Genomic DNA, 17,981 nt, shown 5'->3' with positions numbered 1-17,981 from the left:
GCAAAATAGTAATAAATATCGATTAGCTACCCGATTACTTTTAATTTTGCAAATTGTAATAATAATTTCTTTTTTCCTACGGTACCAAATTCAATTTCAGCTTTTTTATTTGGTCCCTTTCCTTCTATTGCTAAAACTCTGCCTTCTCCAAACCTATTGTGTTCTATAATACTACCAACAACTAATTCATTATCAAACAGGTTCGTTTTAGAAATAAAAGCAGTAGTTTCAGAAAGCTTTTTGAGTTTATTCTTCTCTGGCTTGTTTATTGTCTTTTCTTTTTTGTTTAGAAAGTCTTTACGTTTTTTCTGAATTGGTTTTTGAAACCTAATTTTTGAAGGAGTTTCTTCAAACAAGCTAGCATCAATGAACCTATTACTACTTGACTCTGGAGTTTTTGGCATCAAATACTCGACAAACTCATCTTCTATTTCTCCCAAAAACCTACTTGGTTCTCCATCTACAAGTTTTCCCCATCTATATCTCGTTTGTGCATAAGTCAAATAAGCTACTTTTTCAGCTCTTGTTAATGCTACATAAAATAAACGCCTCTCCTCCTCTAACTCACTACGAGTATTCATACTCATTGCTGAAGGAAATAGATTTTCTTCTAAACCTACAATATATACATAAGGATATTCTAATCCTTTTGATAAGTGAATGGTCATAAGAGATACTTTAGGTACATCATCTTTTTCACTATCAAAATCCGTAGCTAAAGCAACATCTTCTAAAAACGAAGTTAATGATGCATCTTCACCTGTTTCTATTTTATCTGTAATAAAGTCTTTTATCCCGTTAAGTAACTCTTGAACGTTTTCAACTTTATTAATTCCTTCAGGAGTGCCATCTTTTTGTAAATCTTTAACTAGTTGAGTTTGTTTGACAACTAAGTCAGCCACTTCAAAAGCATTTTTGGTTTGTGCTTCAACTTGAAAACGTTGAATCATTGTTAAAAAACCTTCTAATTTACTTTTCGTTCCTTGTGTTATTTTAATATCTATTCGATTTATATTTTTTATGATTTCGAATATTGATTTTTTGTAATGATTAGCAGCAATAACAAGCTTATCCATAGTTGTTGCTCCAATACCTCTTGCTGGATAATTTATAACACGAACTAATGCTTCTTCATCATTAGGATTTATAAGTAACCTTAGATAGGATAGTAAGTCTTTAATTTCTTTACGTTGGTAAAACGAAATACCTCCATAAATTTTATATTTTATATCTTTTTTTCTTAGCGCATCCTCAATGGCTCTTGATTGTGCATTGGTTCTATATAAAATAGCAAAATCGCTATTAATCAATTGATGATTCATTTGATTTTCCCAAATAGATTGCGCTACAAAACGACCTTCTTCTCCATCGGATATGGAACGCATAATCTTTATGCTTTCACCAGAGTCATTAGCAGTCCACACTTCTTTATCTAATTTCGTCTTATTTTTATCAATAACACTGTTTGCTGCCTGAACAATATTTTTTGTTGAACGATAATTTTGTTCTAATTTAAAAGTTTTTGCATCAGGGTAATCCTTTTGAAAATTTAAAATATTGTTTATGTTTGCTCCACGAAAGCTATAAATACTTTGAGAGTCATCTCCTACAACGCAAATATTTTGAAACCTATCAGCTAGAGCTCTAACGATTAAATATTGAGAATGATTCGTATCTTGATACTCATCCACCATGATATATCTGAACCTATTTTGATACTTTGCTAAAACCTCAGGGAAACGAGCTAATAACTCATTTGTCTTTAATAACAAATCATCGAAATCCATCGCCCCAGACCTAAAACATCTATCAACATATTCCTTATAAATATCTCCCACTTTTGGTCTGCTTGCTTGTAAATCTGCTTCCTGTAAATCAGAATTATTAAAATAAGCCCTTACTGTTATTAGGCTATTTTTAAAAGAAGAGATTCTTCCTAAAATTTGTTTAGGCTTATACCTCTCTCTGTCTAACTTCATTTCTTTTATGATAGCTGAAAGTAATCTAACCGCATCTTGCGTATCATAAATAGTGAAATTTGAAGGATAGCCTAACTTATCTGCTTCGGATCTCAAAATTCTAGCAAATACAGAATGAAACGTTCCCATCCAAAGATTCTTTGCTTCACTGTGACCAACTACTGAAGCAATACGCTCTTTCATTTCACGTGCTGCCTTATTAGTAAATGTTAAGGAAAGAATATTAAAAGAATCTACACCTTGTTTCATAAGATGTGCTATTCTGTATGTTAGCACTCTAGTTTTACCAGAACCTGCCCCTGCAATAATCATCATTGGTCCTTCTTTTTGCAATACGGCAGCTCTTTGGGGTTCGTTAAGTTGTTCTAAATAAGTACTCAAAGAAATTTAAATTGAAAGAATTTTAAAATGTGAAATTAACCATTCTTTTAGGTTTTATAAAATATGTTGACATTTTTTTTTTAACACATAATTTAAATCAACTTTCTCTGTTTATTATTTAATATTTATGCTTTAGAACTTACGAGACTTGTATCTTAGCATTTTTTATATAAAATTATTAAACTTAATAAATGGAAGAAAAAATAATTGAGGGACTTGCATACGCTTTACCTGCTATTGTAACTGGAGGTGTTGCCTATTATATGCTAAGCGTATTCACAAAAAAAGAAAATAATGAAAGAAAGTTTGAAGCATTTATAAATAAGAAAAAAGAATCTCTTCCTGTGAAACTTCAAGCCTACGAACGAATGCTCTTATTTTGCGAACGTATTAATCCAGCCAAATTATTAGTAAGAGTTTCTCCTATTGGTGAAGATGTTACTAGTTATCTGCATTTATTAATTGCTAACATAGAACAAGAATTTGAACACAATCTTGTTCAACAGCTATATATTAGTGATGATAGTTGGAAATCTATTTTGACAATGAAATTAGCTATAATTTCTAAAATTAGAAAAATAGCAGAAACTAGTGAAAAAGCCTCTATACTTCGTGAAGAAATTCTAGTTTATTATTCTAAAGAAGAAAACCCCACTGATACTGCTGCTGCATTCATAAAACAAGAGGTAAGAAAACTTATCTAAATTTAATAGTTGTAAAAAATAAATATTCTTTTCATTTTTTACAAAATGACTTATTCTTGTAAAGTTTTAAATTGAAAATTTTTAAAGTCTAATCTTTTTATTATGCAATTTTCTAACTTAATTCTATGTGATAACTCTCTAAAAAAAAAGTCTTTAATGTAGTTAAAACTTCACCCCTGTCTTTTATTATCAATGGGCAGTTCCTTATTACTAGCCCATGCAGTCCATGAGCCATCATAAACGCTTATGTTTTTATATCCTGCAATGGTAGCTCCTAATACTAGAACACAAGCTGTAATTCCTGATCCACAGGAAAATACAAGTGGCTTATCGCCAATTTTCAAATCAGCAAAAATTTCTAATAATTCAGGTCTAGATTTCATTTTCCCTTTTATTTGTAGGTCAGAATATGGTAAATTGATTGATGTTGGAATATGACCACTAGTTAATCCTGCCCTTGGTTCAGGTTCAGTACCATAAAACCTACCTTCAGATCTTGCATCTAAAATATAGGCTTCTCTACTTTTGACAATACCTAAAACATCTGCAGTAGATCGAATGTTATTTGAATTCTTTTTTGCTTTAAAGTCACCATATTCTTTTTTAAAACTTATGACTTTATTTTCTAATGGAAATCCATCAGCTTTCCACTCAGGAAGTCCTCCATTTAAAATCGCTATATTATGAAATCCGAAAGTTTTAAAGAGCCACCAAACTCTTGCAGATGAATAAATACCGATTGAATCATAAACAACGACACAACTATCATTGTTTACTCCTAATTTTCTTACCTCTTTCTCAAATTGCTCTTTACTTGGTATTGTATTTGGCAAGTTGGAATTCATTTGAGAAAAATTATTTTGAATATCAAAAAAAATTGTGCCAGGAATATAATTCTTGGCTGAATTATCTAGAGAACTATTCTTGCCAATCGTCCCATCCAGTATAATTAAGTTATCAACGCCTAATCGATCATTTAACCAATGAGTACTTACTAATGGTGTCTTCATTGTTAGTTTCATGATATTTCATTTTATATTAATTAGCACTTAAATAATCTCTTTACAAGTAATTACAGACATCTCTTTTTGAAACAATTAATTAGTTTCTTCTTAACTTTCACAAATAAGTACTTATTATTTTACTTTAATATATTCATCATCCCAATTTTTAGGTTTGGGATCACCTAATTTTCCTACAGATTTTGCTACTAAAGATGAAACTGTCGCATCGCCTGTAACATTGATTACAGTTCTACACATATCTAATGGACGATCAACAGCGAATATGAGTGCTAAACCAATAGCTAGCTTATCTTCTGGAAAACCAACAGCCTCTAAAACAATTACAAGCATAACCATTCCTGCCCCTGGTACTGCTGCCGATCCAATTGAGGCTAGTAATGCTGTTAAAATGATAGTTAACTGATCTACAAAAGTAAGGTTAAAACTAAGAGCTTGAGCTATAAACACAGCTGCAACAGCCTGGTAAAGACTTGTTCCATCCATATTAATGGTAGCCCCTACTGGTAAAACAAAACTTGAAACCTCTTTATCAACACCTACATGTTCTTCAACTCTTTCCATAGTTACAGGTAACGTTGCTGCACTTGAGCTTGTTGAAAAAGCTAATAACTGGGCTGGGCTAATTTGTTTGAGAAACCAAAAAGGGTTCTTTTTAACAAAGACTCCAACTAATAGCATATAAAAAACGATCATTAACAATAATCCTCCAACAACAGTAATCGCGTATTTCAATAAAGCAAATAACAAATCAGGATCATTTGATGAAACAATTACATTTGCCAGCAAAGCAAATACAGCATATGGAGCGAAAAGCATTATTAAATCAACCATTTTCAAGACCACTTCATTTAAAGAGTCAAAAAAACTTTTTAGTGGGCTTGATCTTTTCTCACCAACGAGTAACATTGAAATTCCTAGAAAAATGGTAAAAAATATGACTTGTAACATTGATTTATTATTAGCCATAGCTTTTATTGCGTTATCAGGTACCATATCTATCATAAACTGAAGAGGTCCACTTGACTTTTGTTTTGTTGCTTCAGCTATTTTTGATTGGATATTTCCGGAGCCGGCATACGTTTCTGTAAGTTTATTAATTGTTTCTTCAGAAATTCCATTTCCTGGTTTTACTATATTGACCAAAAGTAAACCTAAAGTTATGGCTATAACAGTAGTTCCAATATATATTCCAATGGTCCTAAGACCAATCTCTTTAAATTTTGAAATATCTTTCAAGTCAGATATTCCTTTAACAAGAGATGCTATAATTAAGGGTACAGCGATTAGCTTCAGTAATTTGACAAAAATAGTACCTAATGGTTTTATCCAGTTTCCTACAAAAGCACCTCCTCCATCTACAAAGGTCATTGATAAGCCAAATAACACTCCTAAAAGCATACCAATTAAAATTTGCCAATGTAACGCTAATCTATTCATATTTTTAGTTTGTTTATTTAATAATTGATAAATGTATAATAATTATTTAAATAAGTGTGACTTAAAATTTGTAATTTGTGTCATATTAACGTAATACACAATTTCTAACCTATTTTAAATTTAAAAAAACAAATGGCAGGCATATTAGAATTATTAAATAGTGACTTGGGTAAAAATATAATCTCTGGAGTAGCTGGGTCTACTGGAGAAGACTCTAGTAAAACAAGTAATGTACTTTCAATGGCCTTACCTGTATTAATGAAAGCAATGCAGAGAAACTCTTCGTCTAAAGAAGGTGCTGAAAGTCTTATGAATGCGCTAACTCAAAAACACGATGGAAGTGTTTTAGATAATCTCGGTAATTTATTAAAAAACGGAGTAAATAATGACATTATGCAAGATGGAAGTAAAATTTTAGGTCATATTTTAGGAAATAAGCAAGGTGGGATTGAACAAGTCATCAGTCAAAAAACTGGTGTAACAAATGACTCTGTAACTAATATTCTTAAAACTGCTACTCCTCTTCTTATGGGACTCTTAGGAAAGCAGACAAAAGAAAATGGACTTAGTAACTCAAATGATTTAAGTGGATTCTTGGGTAATTTACTTGGTGGCGAATCTACTAAGAAAGAACAAAATTTTCTAGAGCAAATATTGGATGCTGATGGAGACGGTAGTGTTATTGATGATGTTGCTGGAATGGTTCTTGGCGGATCAAATAAATCATCAGGAGGTATTATAGGCAATGTGTTAGGAGGATTGTTTGGCAAAAAATAACTACTAAACATACAATAAAACAAAACCTGCTCTTTGACAGGTTTTGTTTTATTGTTATATTTTTTTATTACATTCCTCCATCAACTGATAGAGTTTGTCCTGTTATGTAAGAACTCATATCAGATGCTAAAAACACACAGGCATTAGCAATATCTTTTGGTGTGCCTCCTCTTTTTAGAGGAATTTCACTACGCCAACCTTCAACAACTTTGTCGTCTAATTTAGCAGTCATTTCAGTTTCTATAAAACCAGGGGCGACAACATTACTCCTGATATTCCTTGAACCTAATTCTAGGGCAACTGATTTCGAAAAGCCTAAAATACCTGCTTTAGAAGCTGCATAATTTGTTTGACCTGGATTTCCTTTTAAACCAACAACAGAACTCATATTTATGATGGATCCTGAACGTTGCTTCATCATAGGTCTAATTACAGCTTTTGTAAGATTGAAAACAGATTTTAAATTGACTTGTATAACTTTGTCAAAATCGTCTTCAGAGATCCTCATTAATAAATTATCTTTAGTAATTCCGGCATTATTTACTAAAATATCTATAGCCTCAAATTCCTCTAAAACATTTTTTGCTAGATCTTGTGCTGATTCAAATTCAGCAGCATTTGATTGGTATCCCTTGGCCTTAACTCCTAATTCCGTAAGTTCTTTTTCTAATATATTAGCAGCTTCAACAGATGAATTATATGTAAACGCTACATTGCAACCTTGTTCTGCAAACTCAATTGCTATCCCTCGCCCTATTCCTCTAGTTGCGCCTGTAATTATAGCTGTTTTATTTTCTAAAAGTTTCATGTTATTAATTATTTTAACATCCTGACAAATATAGTACAATAGTGATATTAACAGCAATAAGATTAACTATTTTTATCATTTTAAAAAGCATAAAATTAATACTCTAATTCTATATTTTTTCTAGCTTTTGAGTTATAGGGCCTATGCCTTTTTTATAATCCGTAATCGATATAATATAAAATTTACCTCTTATATTTTTTAAGCCAATCACTATCAAAATTTAAAAATTATTGTTGACTCTTACTTTATATCGATCTTTATATGTGGTTTGAATTAACTTTTTCTGTATTTATAATATTAATGCGATAATCAAATCATTTGCAAAAATGATCTAAATAAATAGAACACAAAAAATCCATTAAATTTTAAAATTTAATGGATTTTTTTACTGTTTGTTAATTAACTGTTTAAAAAATAGTTAATTAGGCAAAACTTTATTTATCATTTCTCCAATTTTAGCGGGAGATTCAACTACATATACACCGTTTTCAGCTAAAATTTTCATTTTTGCTTGAGCAGTATCGTCTGCACCTCCCACAATAGCACCAGCATGTCCCATTGTTCTTCCTGCAGGTGCTGTTTGTCCTGCTATAAATCCAACTACAGGTTTTCTATTTCCATCTGCTTTAATCCAACGAGCTGCTTCTGCTTCTAAATTACCACCTATTTCTCCAATCATAACAATTGCTTCAGTTTCATCATCATTCATCAATAACTCAACAGCCTCTTTTGTGGTTGTTCCAATAATAGGGTCTCCACCAATCCCAATTGCAGTAGTGATACCATAACCTTGCTTAACCACCTGATCAGCAGCTTCATATGTTAAAGTTCCTGATTTAGAAACAATTCCAACTTTTCCCTTTTTGAAAATAAAGCCTGGCATGATACCTACTTTAGCTTCTTCAGGAGTAATAACACCAGGACAATTAGGACCAACTAAAGTACAATTTTCCTTCGAATCTATGTATGCTTTAACTTTCACCATATCAGCCGTAGGTATCCCTTCAGTAATACAAATAATCACTTTAATTCCTGCCTCAGCAGACTCCATAATAGCATCAGCAGCAAATGCAGGTGGAACAAAAATGATAGATGTGTCAGCTCCAACCTCCTTAACAGCATCAGCAACCGTATTAAAAACGGGTTTTCCTAAATGCTCTTGACCTCCTTTTCCTGGTGTAACACCTCCAACTACATTTGTACCATAGTCAATCATTTGTCCAGCATGAAAAGTTCCTTCACTACCAGTGAAACCTTGCACTATAATTTTTGATTCTTTATTTACTAAAACACTCATTGGTTTGTTTTTTAATTTTTAAAAAGTAAGACAAAAATAATCTTTTAATTGATTTTAACAATATAAATTACATTAGTTTTTATCTTTATTTGTTGCATTTTTCAGATAAATAATTTCTTTTAGGGTTTGTCTATATTGTCTTTGTGGTGTTCCATAATAAGTCCCTTTCTTTAAAGATTTTGAGACACCTGTCTGTGCCATTAATACTGTGCCTTTTTCTATGGTAAGTCCACTAATAATTCCTACTTGCCCCCAAATGGTTACTTCATCTTCAATTACTGTACAGCCAGCTATTCCTGTTTGGGCAGCAATTAAGCATTTTCTTCCTATAACAGTATCATGACCAATATGAACTTGATTATCTATTTTAGTCCCTTCCTTTATCTTAGTGTCGCCAGTTACCCCCCTATCAATAGTACAAGAAGCACCTAACTCAACTTGATTTTCAATTATTACACTACCTCCAGATAAGAGTCTATCAAACCCCTCTGATCTTTTCTTATAATAAAAAGCATCACTACCCAAAACTGTATTTGATTGAATAATAACACCATCTCCTATTGAACAATTGTTGTTTATTACTACGTTGGCATGAATCACACAATTCTTTCCTATTCGAACATTCTTTCCAATAAAAACATTAGGTTGAATAATAGAATTTTCACCAATCACCGCACAATCTGAAATAGTTGTATTAGAAGCGATAAATGGATTAAAATGATTTATTAAAATATTAAAATCTCTAAATGGGTCTTCTGAAATTAAAAGCGTTTTGCCTTTCGGACAATCAACTTTCTTGTTAATAAGAATCGTAGTTGCAGCAGAATTTAAAGCCTTGTTATAATACTTAGGATGATCAACAAAAACAATATCTCCTTTTTCCACCACATGAATTTCGTTAATCCCTTTTATTGTAAAGTTTTCATCACCAATAAACTCAGATCCTATTATATCTGCTATTTGCTTTAAAGTATACGTTTGCTTAAATTTCATTTGAGAAAATAACCCTTTTAAAAATATGAATCTATCTTATTTTCTTATTATTTGATTCGCTCTGAGTAAGCTCCCTTTTCAGTATCTATTTTTATTTTATCACCTTCGTTTATAAACAGTGGAACATTAATTCTTGCTCCTGTTTCAACCGTAGCTGGTTTTGTAGCATTAGTTGCTGTATTACCCTTAACACCAGGCTCTGTATGTGTTACTTCCAAAACAACATGTGAAGGCATTTCAACAGATAAGGGAGAATCATCTTCCGTATTTATTAAAACAGTAACAACTTCACCTTCTTTCATTAAATCAGGTGCATCCAATACCGATTTTTGAAGCGTAATTTGATTATAATCATCTGTATTCATAAAGTTATAATCATCTCCTTCAGCATATAAATATTGATACTTATGTGTTTCAACCCTAACATCTTCAATTTTATGACCTGCTGAAAACGTATTGTCTATAACTTTTCCAGAGGTTACACTTTTTAATTTTGTTCTAACAAAAGCAGGGCCTTTACCTGGCTTTACATGTAAAAATTCTATAATTTTATAAATATCATGGTTGAATTTAATACATAGTCCTTTTTTGATGTCTGATGTTGTTGCCATTTTATATATTTTTAATTAGATTTAAAATAACCTTTCATAATTCCTCGATGAGATTCTTTAATAAATTGTAAGATTTCATCTCTTTCTGGAGTTGCTTCCATTTCAGCTTCTATAATTTCAACAGCTTGAGTGTTGTTATAATTTTTTTGATATAAAATTCTGTAAATTTCTTGAACTTCTCTTATTTTCTCAGTAGTAAAACCTCTTCTTCTTAGACCTACTGAATTTATACCTACGTAAGATAATGGCTCACGGGCAGCTTTTACATAGGGCGGGACATCTTTTCTCACTAATGAACCACCTGTAACAAAAGCATGACTCCCAACAGAGGCAAACTGATGAACAGCCACCATTCCTGCTAAAACAACATTACTACCTATATTAACATGCCCAGCTAAAGTTGTATTATTTGAGAAAATACAATTATTCCCGACAATACAGTCGTGAGCTATATGGCTATATGCCATTATCAAACAATCGTCTCCGATAACAGTTTTCATTCTATCACTTGTACCTCTATTTATTGTAACACATTCTCTTATTGTAACATTATTTCCAATAATTACCGTAGTATCTTCATCATTATATTTTAAATCTTGTGGTATTGCAGAAATTACAGCACCTGGAAAAATTCTACAATTTTCTCCTATCCTTGCTCCTTCCATTATAGTTACGTTTGATCCAATCCAACTTCCCTTACCTATTTCTACATTTGCATGAATCGTTGTAAAAGGCTCTATAACTACATTTCTAGCTATCTTTGCTTGCGGATGTACATAAGCTAAAGGTTGATTCATATAATTTATTTTACTTTTGAAATTTGAGCCATTAATTCAGCTTCACATACTAACTTTCCATTAGCATATGCATATGCTTGCATGTGACAAATACCTCTTCTAATAGGAGTTATTAAATCTGATTTGAAAATCAAAGTATCTCCAGGTAATACTTTTCGTTTAAACTTTACATTATCAATTTTCATAAAGTAAGTTAAATAATTTTCAGGATCAGGAACGGTACTTAAAACTAAAATACCCCCACATTGTGCCATCGCTTCTATTTGCAAAACTCCAGGCATTACAGGAGCTCCAGGAAAATGTCCTACAAAAAAGTTTTCGTTCATTGTGACGTTTTTCATTCCCACAACATGTCTATCCGACAACTCTAATATCCTATCTACCAGCAAAAAAGGTGGCCTATGCGGAAGTATATTCATGATAGCATGAATATCCATTAAAGGCTCTTTATTCAAATCATATGTAGGAATAGAGTTTCTTTTTTCTTGCTTGATGATTTTTGCTAATTTTTTTGCAAAAAGAGTATTAACAGAATGTCCTGGCTTATTCGCTATTACTTTACCTTTAATTTTAGTTCCTACCAAGGCCAAATCCCCAATAACATCAAGTAATTTATGTCGCGCAGCTTCATTGGCCCAATGCAACGTTAAATTATCTAAAATTCCATTTGATTTAACTGAAATATTATCTTTTTTAAAGGCTTTTTTCAACCGTTGCATTGTATCACTTGATAATTCTTTATCAACATAAACAATGGCATTATTTAAATCTCCCCCTTTGATAAGATCATTTTCTAATAACATTTCAATTTCATGCAAGAAACTAAAAGTTCTAGCATTAGCGACTTCCTCCTTAAATTCTGAAATTGAATTTAGAGTTGCATTTTGAGTTCCTAGTATCTTTGTACCAAAATCTACCATAGTTGTAATTTGATACTCGTCTGAAGGAACTAATATTATTTCACTTCCTGTGTTTTCATCTTTATAAGAGATGATCTCCTTAACCACAAAAACCTCTGCGGTTGCTTTTTGCTCTACAACACCTACTTTTTCAAGCGCTTCTATAAAATATTTTGAAGATCCATCCATTATAGGAGGTTCAGAAGCATCAATCTCAATTATTAAATTGTCTATACCTAATCCCACAGCGGCAGCTAAAACATGCTCAGATGTTTGTATTTGCACGCCTTTTTTTTCTAAATTGGTACCTCTTTGCGTATTAGTTACATACTCTGCTCTTGCTTCAATGATTGGTTTTCCCTCTAAATCAACTCTTACAAATGCATAACCATTATTTTCAGGAGCTGGTTTAAAGGTCATTGTAACGTCATTACCTGTGTGTAATCCTACACCAGACAATGATATTTCATTTTTAATTGTTGTTTGCTTTTTACTCATTTTTATTTTGTTGAGCATTCAACTCTTTTTGAATTTTATGAATAGTTGTTGCTATATTAGGTAAATTTTTAAAATGAACGTATGATTTATTATAATCAGAGTATCCAAAAGCTGGCGATCCTTGAACAACATCTCCTTCTTTTAAATTTCTTCCGATTCCTGATTGTGCTTGAATTTTCACATTATTACCTATTGTAATGTGCCCAACAATTCCAACTTGGCCTCCGATCATGCAATACTCTCCTACTTTTGTTGAACCAGCAATACCTGTTTGTGATGCTATAACAGTATTTTTACCAATTTCTACATTATGGGCTATTTGAATTTGATTATCTAATTTGACTCCTTCTCGAATAATAGTTGAACCTAAAGTAGCTCTATCAATAGTACAATTAGATCCAATGTCTACATTATCCTTTATGATGACATTACCTATCTGCGGAACAGCTTTGTAGTCTCCGTTTTCATCAGGGGTAAATCCAAAACCATCAGACCCAATTACACATCCAGAATGAATTTTACAATTATTTCCTATTTCTGTTTCGGAATAAATTTTCACCCCAGCAAATAAAAAACAATTATCACCTATGGAAACATTATCTCCGATATAGGTATTCGGATATATTTTTACATTTTTACCAATAGTTACATTTTCACCAACATATGAAAATGCGCCTATGTATACATCTTCACCTATCAAAGCTGAATCAGCTACAAAATGAGGTGTTTCTCTACCTTTTTTATTATTTTTTACTTCATTATAAAATGATAATAATTTTGAAAAAGATTTATATGCATCTTCAACCTTAATAAGAGTTTTATCGACTTCTTTTTCCAAGCATGAGCTTTTATTAATTATTACTATGCTGGCATTTGTTGTATATATATAAGGAGTATACTTAGGATTTGCTAAAAAAGTTAATGATCCTTCTTTTCCTTCTTCTATTTTAGATAATTTTGAAACTTCTGTTTCCGGATTTCCGACAATCTCTCCCTCTAAAATTTCTGCTATTTGTTTTGCTGTAAATTTCATTGTTGGCAAAAGTAATTAATTTTGTTTAATTACCTCCTAAAAGCAAAAGTTTCATAATAGATACTTTATTATTTAGGATAACATATGTAATATTTACTTACTTTTTTTGTTAAAACCTGAACATTTAATTGATCAGAAGCTTTTGCTAAATCGATCAACTTTCCTTTTTTAGTAAATATTATAATTGGTTTATCTGTATTATATGCTTGATTGGAAATACGATCACCAAACACAAAATATTCTAATTCTGTATCAGTTAAACCTAGTTCTTTTTTATATTTTGTTTTCAATTTATTTATATATACTTCAGTAAATGGTTTTTCTTGTATTTCAATTTTCAACAATTTTCTATCAATAATCATTTTTGCTAAAGAAGACAAAATAAAATCTTCATGATGAGTCCATTCTTTTATTGCAGACAAGACGTCATAATCATCTAGTTTCGCAAAATTATTGAGTGTTGTTTTCGAGAAATTACTGGGACTAATTTCGTTGTATAAAAAGTATCGTAAAGCACGGCTTCCAAAAACATCCTTTTTTTGACTAGCAAGCTCTTTTGCCCTTTTTAGTATATTAACTAAAATGTTTTCTGCGACTACTCCCGTTTTATGAAGATATACCTGCCAATACATCAACCTTCGCGCGATCACAAACTTTTCTACTGAATATATACTTTTTTGTTCTAAAACTAATTCATCATCAACAACGTTCATCATAGTAATAATTCTTTCTGCAGATATATTTCCTTCTGTAACACCTGTATAAAAACTATCTCTTTGAAGATAATCTAACCGATCTATATCTAACTGACTAGAAATCAGCTGACATAGAAATTTTCTTTTATAATTCCCTTCAAAGATTTCAATTGCCAAGTCTAGCTCACCATTAAACTCTTTATTTAAAGCACGCATAAACTTTAAAGATATTTCCTCATGAGATATTCCATTTACAATACTATGCTCTAAAGCGTGCGAAAAAGCTCCGTGCCCAATATCATGAAGTAATATTGCTATACATACTGCATTCAGTTCATCTTCTGAAATTAAAACATTTTTTGATTGCAAGCCTCTAATAGTCTTCTGCATAAGATGCATGCATCCTATCGCATGATGATATCTAGTGTGATTTGCTCCAGGGTAAACTAAATTAGACATCCCCATTTGAGTAACCCTTCGTAATCTTTGAAAAAATGGATGTTCTATAATGTCAAAAATTAAACTATTAGGTATTGAAATCAATCCATGAACTGGATCATTTAAAATCTTCAATTTATTTGTCTTTGTACTACTCAATTTAGATAAATGCTTCAATTTTAAGCAAAAAAATCACAATTATTCAAAAAATGCAAATTATACTGTGCATTATTAACTTATTTTTAGCTTTTATTCATACTAGAAAATAAATATTATACGTTTACTTAGCATATTATTATATAAACTTACATGAGAAAAATTGATATTCTTTGGGTTGACGATGAAATTGACTTACTAAAACCTCACATTTTATTTTTAGAAAAAAAGAATTATAGGGTAACTTCCTGTAATAATGGAGCTGATGCAATAGATATTGTTACTGAACAAAACTTTGATATTGTTTTCTTAGATGAAAATATGCCTGGTATTACCGGTTTAGAAACACTATCTTCTATAAAACAAATAAATTCAAACCTCCCTGTCGTAATGATTACAAAAAGTGAAGAGGAATATATTATGGAGGAAGCTATTGGATCAAAAATTGCAGACTATCTTATAAAACCCGTAAACCCAAATCAAATTCTATTAAGTTTAAAGAAAAACCTTGATCACTCTAGACTTATTTCAGAAAAAACAACCTCAAATTACCAACAAGAATTTCGAAGAATCACCATGGATTTAGCAATGGTAAATTCTTATACGGATTGGGTTGAAATGTATAAAAAACTTGTGCACTGGGAACTTGAATTAGAGAATATAGAGGATACAGGTATGTTAGAAATCTTGGAATCTCAAAAAACAGAAGCTAACACACAATTTTTCAAATTTGTTAAAAAAAATTATAAAAACTGGTTACGAAGCGAAGACAAACCAACGCTTTCTCATACTTTATTTAAAGATTATGTAATTCCTAACCTCTCTAAAGATAAAGGTGTTTTATGGATTGTTATTGACAATTTACGTTTTGATCAATACAGAGTTTTAGAACCTTTGATAAATAAATATTTTAAAAAAGAGGAAGAAAATTCGTATTTCAGTATTTTACCTACTGCTACTCAATATGCAAGGAATGCTATATTCTCTGGATTAATGCCTTCTGAAATGGAAAAAATTCATCCAGAATACTGGAAAAATGACACCGATGAAGGAGGTAAAAATTTATTTGAAGCAGAGTTCTTAGACTCTCAAATAAAAAGATTAAAATTGAATATAAAACATAGTTTTCATAAAATTATTACTCTTAAAAATGGTAAAGATTTAGTCGATAATTTTAATGCTACTAAACAAAATGATTTAACAGTAATAGTCTATAACTTTGTTGATATGCTTTCTCATGCTAAAACAGAAATGGAGGTCATTAAGGAGTTAGCTGGTGATGATAAAGCATACAGATCTTTAACAGTAAGTTGGTTTAAAAACTCCCCCTTATTTGAAATGATTCAAAAGGCACAAAAACTTGGTCAAAAACTTATAATCACGACAGATCATGGAACTATCAATTGTAAAACTCCAACTAAAGTTATTGGAGATAAAAATATTAGTTCTAATTTACGTTACAAAACAGGTAAAAGCTTGTCCTATGAAGAAAAAGATGTATATGCTGTTAAAGATCCTAGTGATATATTTTTACCATGTATTACAATAAATAGTCCTTTTATATTTACCAAAGAGGATTTATTTTTCGCATATCCTAACAACTATAATCATTTTGTAAAATATTATAAAAACACATACCAGCATGGTGGAATTTCTTTGGAAGAAATGATTATTCCTTGTTCTATATATTCTCCAAAATAAGCTTAATGTTTCTCCGAAATTAATGGTTTACTTAGTGATCTTATTTTTGATATTACTATTAATTTATATTTTTTATGAAGTAAAACTAAATTTTAAAAAATCTTTTAAGTTAACTATTTTTGTCTCTATGAATGTAAATTATTCTTTAGACGAAACACCTTCAATAGCAAAAATGCTCTTTGAGAACATAAAAACTAAAACACTGTTATTTTATGGTGAAATGGGAGTAGGAAAAACAACCCTAATAAAAGAGCTTTGTTCATTATTAGGTGTGGAGGATACAGCAAATTCTCCTACCTTTTCAATTGTAAATGAATATAGAGCAAACGACTCTTCTGCAATTTTTCATTTCGATTTTTATAGAATAGAAAATGAAGATGAAGCATATGATATAGGAATTGAAGATTACTTACATAACAATAACTGGTGTTTTATCGAGTGGCCAGATAATATAAAAAATTTATTACCTTTAGATTCGGTTATTATAGAAATCACTTTATTAAATGATGGAAAACGTAACATTCAATTAAAAACTAACTAATGAGTTCAATATCATCTCCGTTTACAAAAGAGCAATTAATACCACAACCAGAAATGCTTGAAATAAAAAAGCAAAAAGGAGATTTATTTATTGGAATTCCTAAAGAAACTCACTTTGAAGAAAAGCGCATTAGTTTGACTCCGGATGCAGTATCTGCCTTAGTTGCTCATGGACATAAAATTGTTATTGAAACAGGGGCTGGAGATGGAGCCAATTACAGCGATAAAGAATATTCCGACGCTGGTGCAAAAATATCTTATGACACTAAAGAGGTTTTTGCTTGTAACATTGTACTTAAGGTAGAACCCCCCTCTTTAAAAGAGGTTAAAATGTTAACTCCACAAGCTATTTTAATTTCTGCTCTTCAGTTAAAAACTCAAAAGAAAAAATACTTTGAAGCTCTTGCAAAAAAAAGAATAACTGCAATTGCCTTTGATTATATTAAAGATGAACTTGGAACCTATCCAATCGTGAAGTCTTTAAGTGAAATTGCTGGTATTGCAACAATACATATTGCTTCTGAGTTAATGTCCAGCGCAAATGGAGGTAATGGCCTATTACTCGGAAATATAGGAGGTGTCCCACCAAGTGACGTTGTTATAATTGGAGCAGGAACTGTAGCTGAATTCGCTATTAAATCTGCCGTAGGAATAGGAGCTAGAGTTAAGGTTTTTGATAATTCAATAGCTCGGTTAAGAAAACTTCAAAACTGTATTCATTCACCTATTTACACTTCTACTATTCAACCAAAGACATTATTAAAAGCTTTAAGGAGATGTGATGTTGCCATTGGAGCCTTAAGAGGCGAAGATAGGTCTCCTATTGTTGTGACAAAGCAAATGATTGAACAAATGAAGGATGGTGCAGTTATAGTAGATGTTAGTATTGACAGAGGAGGATGCTTTGAAACTTCTCAAGTTACAACTCATAGTACTCCAACCTTTACTCATAATGGAGTTATTCATTATTGTGTTCCTAACATTCCTTCAAGATATGCGCGAACAGCTTCGTTCTCTATTAGTAATATTTTCACACCATATATATTACAAATAGCAGAAGAAGGAGGGTTTGAAAATGCTGCGAGATCTAATAAAACTCTAAGAAATGGTATGTATTTTTACCATGGGATTTTAACAAATAAATCTGTTGCTGATTGGTTTAATCTTCCATACAGAGATATTAATTTATTATTCTTATAGGCATAAAAGTGT

At 31.1% G+C, this 17,981-nt stretch carries 16 protein-coding genes; 5 read left to right on the top strand and 11 right to left on the bottom strand.

The features are described from left to right. Positions 1–26: 26 nt before the first annotated feature. Positions 27–2,360 (bottom strand): ATP-dependent helicase, encoded by a 2,334-nt coding sequence (locus ACSIGE_RS01155; protein ID WP_440880964.1) that lies wholly within the window; start codon positions 2,358–2,360, stop codon positions 27–29. A gap of 191 nt (positions 2,361–2,551) precedes the next feature. Here ACSIGE_RS01155 and ACSIGE_RS01150 point away from each other — a divergent pair, with 191 nt between their 5' ends. After that, positions 2,552–3,064 (top strand): hypothetical protein, encoded by a 513-nt coding sequence (locus ACSIGE_RS01150; protein WP_440880963.1) that lies wholly within the window; start codon positions 2,552–2,554, stop codon positions 3,062–3,064. A gap of 170 nt (positions 3,065–3,234) precedes the next feature. Here the strand turns inward: ACSIGE_RS01150 and ACSIGE_RS01145 are convergent, their stop codons facing one another. Both ACSIGE_RS01145 and ACSIGE_RS01140 read right to left on the bottom strand, forming a co-directional pair. Next, positions 3,235–4,086, bottom strand: coding sequence for a sulfurtransferase (locus ACSIGE_RS01145; protein WP_440880962.1), 852 nt, complete (start codon positions 4,084–4,086; stop codon positions 3,235–3,237). Between the two features lie 114 nt (positions 4,087–4,200). Next, positions 4,201–5,526 (bottom strand): dicarboxylate/amino acid:cation symporter, encoded by a 1,326-nt coding sequence (locus ACSIGE_RS01140; protein WP_440880961.1) that lies wholly within the window; start codon positions 5,524–5,526, stop codon positions 4,201–4,203. Between the two features lie 132 nt (positions 5,527–5,658). Between ACSIGE_RS01140 and ACSIGE_RS01135 the strand changes: the two genes are divergently transcribed. Then, on the top strand, positions 5,659–6,303 hold the full coding sequence (locus tag ACSIGE_RS01135) for a DUF937 domain-containing protein (RefSeq protein WP_440880960.1): 645 nt from the start codon (positions 5,659–5,661) through the stop codon (positions 6,301–6,303). Positions 6,304–6,370: 67 nt separating this feature from the next. On the opposite strand, the gene fabG is transcribed toward ACSIGE_RS01135, so the two are convergent. The 8 genes from fabG to ACSIGE_RS01095 all read right to left on the bottom strand — a co-directional run bounded on the left by fabG (position 6,371) and on the right by ACSIGE_RS01095 (position 14,531). Next, complete coding sequence (gene fabG / locus ACSIGE_RS01130; RefSeq protein WP_440880959.1) at positions 6,371–7,111, bottom strand: 3-oxoacyl-[acyl-carrier-protein] reductase; 741 nt, start codon at positions 7,109–7,111, stop codon at positions 6,371–6,373. 418 nt (positions 7,112–7,529) lie between these two features. Beyond that, positions 7,530–8,408, bottom strand: a complete 879-nt coding sequence (gene sucD, locus ACSIGE_RS01125; protein WP_440880958.1) for a succinate--CoA ligase subunit alpha — start codon at positions 8,406–8,408, stop codon at positions 7,530–7,532. Positions 8,409–8,480: 72 nt separating this feature from the next. After that, entirely contained in the window at positions 8,481–9,401 is a 921-nt protein-coding gene (locus ACSIGE_RS01120) for a UDP-3-O-(3-hydroxymyristoyl)glucosamine N-acyltransferase (RefSeq protein ID WP_440880957.1), read from the bottom strand. A 47-nt stretch (positions 9,402–9,448) separates the two neighbouring features. After that, a complete protein-coding gene (gene efp / locus ACSIGE_RS01115; protein WP_440880956.1) occupies positions 9,449–10,012 on the bottom strand; it encodes an elongation factor P in 564 nt (187 codons plus the stop codon). Positions 10,013–10,023: 11 nt separating this feature from the next. Further along, on the bottom strand, positions 10,024–10,809 hold the full coding sequence (gene lpxA, locus ACSIGE_RS01110; RefSeq protein WP_440880955.1) for an acyl-ACP--UDP-N-acetylglucosamine O-acyltransferase: 786 nt from the start codon (positions 10,807–10,809) through the stop codon (positions 10,024–10,026). 5 nt (positions 10,810–10,814) lie between these two features. Beyond that, positions 10,815–12,206, bottom strand: coding sequence for a bifunctional UDP-3-O-[3-hydroxymyristoyl] N-acetylglucosamine deacetylase/3-hydroxyacyl-ACP dehydratase (locus tag ACSIGE_RS01105; protein WP_440880954.1), 1,392 nt, complete (start codon positions 12,204–12,206; stop codon positions 10,815–10,817). Next, positions 12,199–13,239, bottom strand: a complete 1,041-nt coding sequence (gene lpxD / locus ACSIGE_RS01100) for a UDP-3-O-(3-hydroxymyristoyl)glucosamine N-acyltransferase (protein ID WP_440880953.1) — start codon at positions 13,237–13,239, stop codon at positions 12,199–12,201. The genes ACSIGE_RS01105 and lpxD overlap by 8 nt, the downstream gene beginning before the upstream one ends. Before the next feature lie 68 nt (positions 13,240–13,307). After that, positions 13,308–14,531, bottom strand: coding sequence for an HD domain-containing protein (locus tag ACSIGE_RS01095; RefSeq protein WP_440880952.1), 1,224 nt, complete (start codon positions 14,529–14,531; stop codon positions 13,308–13,310). A gap of 150 nt (positions 14,532–14,681) precedes the next feature. On the opposite strand from ACSIGE_RS01095, the gene ACSIGE_RS01090 reads away from it, so the two are divergent. From ACSIGE_RS01090 to ACSIGE_RS01080, 3 genes are all read left to right on the top strand, one after another. Next, positions 14,682–16,229 carry a response regulator gene (locus ACSIGE_RS01090; RefSeq protein WP_440880951.1) on the top strand — a complete coding sequence of 516 codons (1,548 nt, stop codon included), beginning with the start codon at positions 14,682–14,684 and terminating at the stop codon, positions 16,227–16,229. 127 nt (positions 16,230–16,356) lie between these two features. Next, positions 16,357–16,770 carry a tRNA (adenosine(37)-N6)-threonylcarbamoyltransferase complex ATPase subunit type 1 TsaE gene (gene tsaE, locus ACSIGE_RS01085; protein ID WP_440880950.1) on the top strand — a complete coding sequence of 138 codons (414 nt, stop codon included), beginning with the start codon at positions 16,357–16,359 and terminating at the stop codon, positions 16,768–16,770. Beyond that, on the top strand, positions 16,770–17,969 hold the full coding sequence (locus tag ACSIGE_RS01080; protein WP_440880949.1) for an alanine dehydrogenase: 1,200 nt from the start codon (positions 16,770–16,772) through the stop codon (positions 17,967–17,969). Before tsaE ends, ACSIGE_RS01080 begins: the two co-directional genes overlap by 1 nt. Positions 17,970–17,981: the final 12 nt, after the last annotated feature.

It is taken from the genome of Tenacibaculum profundi (assembly GCF_052050075.1).
GTDB lineage: Bacteria > Bacteroidota > Bacteroidia > Flavobacteriales > Flavobacteriaceae > Polaribacter.
This window is presented reverse-complemented; position numbering and strand designations above follow the sequence as displayed.